Source organism: Kocuria rhizophila (assembly GCF_003667225.1).
GTDB lineage: Bacteria > Actinomycetota > Actinomycetes > Actinomycetales > Micrococcaceae > Kocuria > Kocuria rhizophila.
The window spans coordinates 1-7,462 of sequence record NZ_RCOM01000099.1; the positions used below are offsets into that span (position 1 = coordinate 1).

Annotated in this window: 8 protein-coding genes; all 8 read left to right on the plus strand. The window is 69.7% G+C overall.

Features of this window, described 5'->3' with window-relative positions; all coding sequences use genetic code 11:
- Positions 1-210: 210 nt before the first annotated feature.
- A complete protein-coding gene (gene pyrH, locus D9R02_RS10590) occupies positions 211-942 on the plus strand; it encodes a UMP kinase (protein WP_029603509.1) in 732 nt (243 codons plus the stop codon).
- Positions 943-1,077: 135 nt separating this feature from the next.
- Entirely contained in the window at positions 1,078-1,635 is a 558-nt protein-coding gene (gene frr, locus D9R02_RS10595; RefSeq protein WP_019310869.1) for a ribosome recycling factor, read from the plus strand.
- Complete coding sequence (locus D9R02_RS10600) at positions 1,635-2,612, plus strand: phosphatidate cytidylyltransferase (RefSeq protein ID WP_039102327.1); 978 nt, start codon at positions 1,635-1,637, stop codon at positions 2,610-2,612. Before frr ends, D9R02_RS10600 begins: the two co-directional genes overlap by 1 nt.
- A gap of 76 nt (positions 2,613-2,688) precedes the next feature.
- Positions 2,689-3,369 (plus strand): DivIVA domain-containing protein, encoded by a 681-nt coding sequence (locus D9R02_RS10605; protein ID WP_039102326.1) that lies wholly within the window; start codon positions 2,689-2,691, stop codon positions 3,367-3,369.
- 153 nt (positions 3,370-3,522) lie between these two features.
- Positions 3,523-3,912: a DUF485 domain-containing protein gene (locus tag D9R02_RS10610; protein WP_019310872.1), complete on the plus strand. Its 390-nt coding sequence runs from the start codon at positions 3,523-3,525 to the stop codon at positions 3,910-3,912.
- On the plus strand, positions 3,909-5,549 hold the full coding sequence (locus D9R02_RS10615; RefSeq protein ID WP_039102325.1) for a monocarboxylic acid transporter: 1,641 nt from the start codon (positions 3,909-3,911) through the stop codon (positions 5,547-5,549). Before D9R02_RS10610 ends, D9R02_RS10615 begins: the two co-directional genes overlap by 4 nt.
- Before the next feature lie 150 nt (positions 5,550-5,699).
- The gene (locus D9R02_RS10620) at positions 5,700-5,963 is read left to right on the plus strand and encodes a GlsB/YeaQ/YmgE family stress response membrane protein (RefSeq protein ID WP_029603513.1); all 264 of its coding nucleotides are present in this window, start codon (positions 5,700-5,702) and stop codon (positions 5,961-5,963) included.
- Positions 5,964-6,131: 168 nt separating this feature from the next.
- Positions 6,132-7,412, plus strand: a complete 1,281-nt coding sequence (dxr, locus tag D9R02_RS10625) for a 1-deoxy-D-xylulose-5-phosphate reductoisomerase (RefSeq protein ID WP_121566885.1) — start codon at positions 6,132-6,134, stop codon at positions 7,410-7,412.
- Positions 7,413-7,462: the final 50 nt, after the last annotated feature.

Here is a 7,462-nt window from a genome sequence, read left to right on the forward strand (position 1 = left end):
ACGGGGGGTGCCCCGCCGTTTCTGTATGCTGGAGGGCGGTCTGCCGAGCCCGTGACGGACGCGATGTGTCCGCTGTGCCGCCCGAGGGCGGGGACACGTCCTGCGGGCGGGTCCGACGACCAGCTCGACCACTGCCCTGACGACTCATCGCCCCCGGGAGGATCCATGCCCACCACCAACGAATCCGAGCCCCAGGACGAGGCGATCCGCATGAGCCGCGACTCCCGCCGCGCCGAGCCGGCGCGCCGCAGGGTCCTGCTGAAGCTCTCGGGCGAGGTCTTCGGCGGTGGCAGCGTGGGCGTGGACACCACCGTGGTGCGCCAGATCGCCGAGCAGATCGCCGCGACCGTGGGCCAGGTGGAGACCTCCATCGTGGTGGGCGGTGGCAACTTCTTCCGCGGCGCCGAGCTCTCCCAGGCCGGGATGGACCGCTCGCGGGCGGACTACATGGGCATGCTGGGCACCGTGATGAACTGCCTGGCGCTGCAGGACTTCCTGGAGCAGTGCGGGGTGGACACGCGCGTGCAGTCCGCGATCAAGATGGAGCAGGTCGCGGAGACCTACATTCCGCGCCGGGCCATCCGGCACATGGAGAAGGACCGCGTGGTCATCTTCGGCGCGGGTGCCGGACTGCCCTACTTCTCCACGGACACCGTGGCCGCCCAGCGCGCCCTGGAGGTGCACGCCACCGAGGTGCTGATGGCCAAGAACGGAGTGGACGGCGTCTACACCGCAGACCCCCGCAAGGACCCGGACGCGCAGCGCCTGGCGAGCCTGACCTACGACGAGGCCCTCGCGAGGGACATCCGCGTGATGGACCAGACCGCGTTCGCCCTGTGCCGGGACAACCACGTGACCATGCGCGTGTTCGGCATGGAGGGCGCGGGCAACGTGACCCGTGCGGTGCTGGGCGAGGAGATCGGCACCCTCGTCACCGCCTGACGGGGCCGGACCGTCCCGTGGCGTGAGAGCCCGGGCGCCGGGCGCGACCACCCGGGCGCGACCGTTAGAGTGGAGACCACGTTCCGTTGCCGCCGGTGCCAGACGACCGCGGCCGTTGCATAAGGAGAACCACCCGTGATTTCAGACGTCCTCTCGGAGGCCACCACCAAGATGGGCAAGGCGGTGGACGCGGCGAAGACCGACTTCTCCACGGTGCGCACCGGCCGTGCGAACCCGGCCCTGTTCTCGAGCCTGCTCGTGGAGTACTACGGCACGCCCACCCCGCTGCAGCAGCTCGCGTCCTTCCAGACGCCCGAGGCCCGCACGCTGCTCATCACGCCCTACGACCGCAGCGCGCTCAACGACATCGAGAAGGCCCTGCGGGACTCGGACATCGGCGCCAACCCCGCGAACGACGGCAACGTGATCCGCGTGGTCATGCCCGAGCTCACCGAGGAGCGCCGCAAGGAGTACGTGAAGATCGTCCACGCCAAGGCCGAGGAGGCCCGGGTGTCGGTGCGCAACATCCGCCGCCACGCCAAGGAGTCCATCGAGAAGTTCGTCAAGGATGGGGACGTGGGCGAGGACGACGGCAAGCGCGGGGAGAAGGATCTCGACGCCGCCACCAAGAAGCACATCGACCAGGTGGACGAGCTGCTCAAGAACAAGGAAGCCGAACTGCTCGGCGCCTGATGGCCTCGCCAGACTCCGACTCCGCGCCCACCTCGCACCCCGCGACCGCGCCCACGGCGCCCGCGGGGCAGGGCGTGCCGCAGCGCGACCGGGACCCGCTGGCCACCGGCTCCCTGCGGCAGGTCCTCGCGCGCCCCTTCCACCGCAGCTCCGAGCACAGGGCACCGTCCCGTGCGGGACGCAACCTCCCCGCGGCCGTGACCGTGGCGGTGGTGCTGATCGCCACGCTGCTCACCGGCCTGTTCTACGTTCCGCTGGTGCTGGCCCTGCTGGCCGGGGCCGCGTCGGGCATCGGGGTGTGGGAGGTTGCACGGTCCCTGACCTACAAGGGTGTGCAGATCCCCAAGGTCCCCGCCGTCATCGCCGCGGTGCTCATGCCCCTGGCCGCGTTCTTCGGAGGCGGCGAGGCACTGTCCATGGCGCTCGTGCTCGCGGTCACGCTCGTGGTGGTGTGGCGCGCCTTCGGGCCGCGGCACGGCATGATGCTCTCGATCATGGGATCCGTGTTCGCCCTGGTGTGGGCGTCCTTCCTGCTGAGCACCGCGGTGCTGCTCTACCACTCGCCGGACGGCTCCCGGAAGGTGCTCACGGTCATTCTCCTGGCCATCAGCTCCGACACCTTCGGCTACGCGGTGGGGGTGGTGTGGGGCAAGCACCCCATGGCTCCCAGGATCTCGCCCAAGAAGTCCTGGGAGGGTTTCGCCGGCTCCGTGGGCGGCGCCGTGGTGGTGGGTGTGCTGTGCGCCGAGTTCCTGCTGGAGATGCCGTGGTGGCAGGGTGCGGTGCTGGCCGTGGCCATCGTGGCAGTCTCCACGGTGGGGGACTTCTCCGAGTCCATGATCAAGCGCGAGATCGGGATCAAGGACATGGGGACCCTGCTGCCGGGCCACGGCGGTGTGATGGACCGGATCGACTCGATCCTGTTCGCGGTCATCACCGGCTACGTCATCTTCGAACTGTTCAGCGCCCTGGCCTGACGCCACGCCGGGGCGCCGCTGCCGGGACCGGTCACCGCGCGTGACCGGTCCCGATCTCGTTCTCGAAAGGGCTCGCATGACATCTCAGGACCGTTTCCCCCGCTGCGGCGACCGGCTGTGGGGCTACGACACCGCCCAGGTGGACGACCTCCTGGACCGCCTCGACGCCCTGCGCGCCACCACGACGCCGCCCGCCGCCTCCGAGCCCGTGCCCACTTCCGCGCGGGTGGACTCCGCCGCCCGCACCCCCGCCGGCGAGGGCACCGACCCGGCCACGGGCTCCCACGCGGTGGGGGACCGGCGCATGGGCAGCCGGCAGCTGCGCGAGCGGGTCTTCGACCGCGCCCGCGGCGGCTACGACCCCGCGGCCGTGGATGCGCACCTGGACGTGCTGGAGGACGAGCTGTTCGAGCGCGAGCGCACCGTGTTCATCGAGGAGCACGGCGAGCAGCGGTGGAACGAGCACGTGGAGTGGCTGGGCGGGCTGCTGCTGGGACGGCTCAACCGGCCCCACTCCGAACGCTTCCGCCGCCCCCGCAGGCACCGCACCCAGGGGTACTCGGCGGCAGAGGTGGACGTCCTGTGCGACCGCCTGGTGGCGGAGCTGCGCAGCGGTGAGGACGTCTCGCCCGAGCTCCTGCGCCACGCGGTGTTCCGCCCGGCCCAGGGCCAGCGGTGCTACGAGGAGCAGCAGGTGGACGCCTTCCTGGACCGTGCGGTGGAGTTCGTGCTCGCGGTGCGCGGCAGAGGCGCCTGACCGGCGTTTCTGTATACACAGTGCCGGACGACCTGCGGGGACCCCCAGTGACTCGCCCGTAATTTCAAGGATTATTGCAGCAGTTTTCTGCCACCCCTTGTGTCTTTGGATACACAACTCCTAGTGTGGTGCCCATCACACTAGGAGGCACTCATGGCATCCACGTCCTCTGTCGACCCGAACGGCTCCCCGGCAGCCTTCGGCATCGACTTCCCCGCGGTGCAGCGCTCGGAACAGTTCCAGCGCCTGCGCAAGACCCACCGGTCCTTCGTGTTCCCCATGGCCGTGGCGTTCCTGGTCTGGTACCTGCTCTACGTGGTGCTGGCCATCTACGCTCCCGGCTTCATGTCCACCCCGGTGGCGGGCAACATCAACCTGGGGCTCGTCCTCGGGCTGCTGCAGTTCGTCACCACGTTCGGCATCACCGCGGCGTACGTCGCGTTCGCCAACCGCACCCTCGACCCGCAGGCCACGGCGCTGCGCGAGGAGCTCGAGGCATCCCTCGACAAGCAGACCGAGACCGACCAGGAGGTCCGGCCATGATCGCCGTTCCCGCCATGTCCCTGCCTGCGGTGCACCTCGCGCAGGAGAGCTCCGCGACCGTGGGCAACCCCGCGATCAACATCTCGATCTTCCTGGGCTTCGTGCTCGTCACGCTGGTGGTGGTGATCCGGGCGTCCAAGTCCACCGCCACGGCGGCCGACTACTACGCCGGCGGACGCTCCTTCTCCGGAACGCAGAACGGGCTGGCCATTGCCGGTGACTACCTCTCCGCGGCGTCGTTCCTGGGCATCGTGGGGGCCATCGCCCTGCAGGGCTACGACGGGTTCCTCTACTCGATCGGTTTCTTCGTCGCGTGGCTCGTGGCGCTGCTGCTCATCGCGGAGCCGCTGCGCAACACGGGCAAGTTCACCATGGCGGACGTCCTCTCGTTCCGGCTGCGCCAGCGCCCGGTTCGTGTGGCGGCCTCCACTTCTACGCTGGCGGTCACCTTCTTCTACCTTCTGGCGCAGATGGCGGGCGCGGGTGCGCTCGTGTCCCTCCTGCTGGGCATCAGCTCCAAGGCTGGCCAGTCACTGGTGATCGTGATCGTGGGCGTCATCATGATCGTCTATGTGCTTGTGGGTGGAATGAAGGGCACCACCTGGGTGCAGATCATCAAGGCGTGTCTGCTCGTGACCGGCGTGGCCGTCATGACGGTGTGGATCCTCGCGATGTTCGGCTTCAACCTCTCCGCCATCATGGGTGCCGCGGTGGAGACCAACAACAACCCCGCGATGCTCGAGCCCGGACTGAAGTACGGAGTGAGCGAGATCTCCAAGCTGGACTTCATCTCCCTCGGACTCGCGCTCGTGCTCGGCGCGGCGGGGCTGCCCCACGTGCTGATGCGCTTCTACACGGTGCCCACGGCCAAGGAGGCCCGCAAGTCCGTGGTGTGGGCCATCACCCTGATCGGCATGTTCTACCTCTTCACCCTGGTGCTCGGCTTCGGCGCCTCCGCCCTCATCGGAGCGGACCGGATCAAGAGCGCACCCGGGGGAGTGAACTCCGCCGCACCCCTGCTGGCCTACGAGCTCGGTGGATCGGTGCTCATGGGTCTGATCGCGGCGGTCGCGTTCGCCACCATCCTGGCCGTGGTCGCGGGACTGGCCATCACGGCGTCGGCGTCCTTCGCGCACGACATCTACACCTCCGTGATCAAGAAGGGGAACTCGGACCCGCGCCAGGAGCTGCGCGTGGCCAAGACCACCGTGGTGGTCATCGGCCTGATCTCCATCGCCGGCGGCATCGGCGCCCAGGGGCAGAACGTGGCATTCCTCGTGGCTCTGGCCTTCGCGGTTGCGGCCTCCGCCAACCTCCCGACCATCCTGTACTCCCTGTACTGGAAGCGCTTCACCACCCGCGGGGCGGTGTGGTCCATGTACGGCGGGCTGATCCTCTCCGTGGTGCTGATCGTCTTCTCCCCGGTGATGTCCGGCTCGGAGACCTCCATGATCCCCGGTGCGGACTTCGCCATCTACCCGCTGTCCAACCCGGGCATCATCTCCATCCCGGCCTCGTTCCTGCTGGGCTTCCTGGGATCGGTGACCGAGCGGCGCCGTGAGGATCCCCTCAAGCAGTCCGAGATGGAAGTGCGTTCCCTCACAGGTGTGGGCGCCGAGAAGGCTGTCTCGCACTGACTCCACCGCGACGGCCCCGGTTTTAAGGGGCCGCCGCGGTGCACCGGAGCCCATAGACCCCCAAACTGGTAGTACACTGAGCGACGGTTCGCTGACCAGAGCGACTGCGGGCAACCGCACGCGTTTGCAACGAAAACTTGAGGTGGAGAAATGGGCATTTTCAGCTGGATCATCCTCGGCATCATCGCTGGCGCTCTCGCCAAGCTGATCCTGCCGGGCAAGCAGGGTGGCGGGATCATCGTCACCATGATCCTCGGCATCGTGGGCGCGTTCCTCGGTGGCTGGCTCGGGTCGTTCATCCCGGGTCTGAGCAACGGGATCCAGGAGATCAGCTTCGGCACCATCATCACGTCCGTCGTGGGCGCGATCATCGTGCTGCTGATCTACGGTTTCGTCGTCGGCCGCCGTCGCTGAACCGCACGGGTCCGCGAGGACCACTAAGCAAGGGCGTCACCCCCGGGTGGCGCCCTTGTCGTCTGTCCAGGGCCGTGACGACACCTCCCGGTGGCTCGGGCGGATCTCGGGCGCGCCAGGGCCCTGCGCGGTGAAGGCCGGGTCGGACGGGCGCGCCATACTGGTGCCATGACCTCCGCAGCCATGACCCCCGACCTCGACCGCGCCACCCGTGAGACTCCCCGCCGTCTGGTGGTCCTCGGCTCCACGGGGTCCATCGGCACGCAGGCGCTCGACGTCGTCCGGGGCGCCGCCCAGCTGACGCGGCCCGGGGGCGGCGTCACCCACGCGCCCTTCGAGGTCCTCGCCCTCGCCGCGGGAGCGGGCCACCTCGAGCTCCTCGCGCAGCAGGCGGTGGCCTTCAGCGTGGCGGCCGTCGCCACCAGCGGGTCCGCGCAGGACGCCGCCCGGTTGGGTGAGCTGATCGACGACGCCGCCCGGGCGGCACGCTCCCCGGCGCCGCGGCCCGAGATCCTCCACGGCCCCCGAGCCGCCGCACAGGTGGCCGCGTGGGAGGGCGCGGACGTGGTCCTCAACGGCATCACCGGAAGCATCGGCCTGGAGCCCACGCTGGCGGCCCTGGAGGTCGGGCGCCGGGTGGCGCTCGCCAACAAGGAGTCGTTGATCGCGGGCGGTCCGCTGGTCACGGCGGCCGCCGCGGCCACGGGTCTCACGGATGCGCTGATCCCCGTGGACTCCGAGCACTCCGCGATCGCCCAGGCGCTGCGCTCCGGGACGGCCGGGGAGGTGGACCGTCTGGTGCTCACGGCGTCCGGGGGACCGTTCCGCGGCATGACCCGGGAGCAGCTGGCCCACGTGAGCCCCGAGCAGGCCCTGCGGCACCCCACCTGGGACATGGGTCCCATGGTCACCACGAATTCCGCGACCCTGGTCAACAAGGCCCTCGAGGTGCTCGAGGCGAGCCTGCTCTTCGACGTCCCGCTCGAGCGGATCGACGTGACGGTCCACCCCCAGTCCGTGGTGCACTCCATGGTCCAGTTCACGGACGGCTCCACTCTCGCGCAGGCCTCGCCGCCGGACATGCGGCTGCCGATCGCGCTGGGCATCGCGTGGCCCCACCGGGTCACGGGTGCGGCGGCCGCGTGCGACTGGACCCGCGCCGCCGAGTGGACCTTCGAGCCGCTGGACTCCGAGGCCTTCCCCGCCGTGGAGCTGATCAAGCACGCCGGGGGGCTCGGCGGCACGTGGCCCGCGGTGTTCAACGCCGCGAACGAGCAGGCGGTGCACGCGTTCCACCGCGGGGAGCTCGGCTTCCTGCAGATCGTCGAGCTGGTCTCGCGCGTGGTCGACGAGCACGACGGCGTGCGCGAACCCCGCCTGGAGGACGTGCTCGAGGCGGAGTCGTGGGCCAGGGCGCGCGCGGACGAACGGATAGCGGGAGGTCGCTGAACCCGTCTGCCAGTCCGAACTCCCACTGCGGGCGTCGCCTTGCCCGGGGG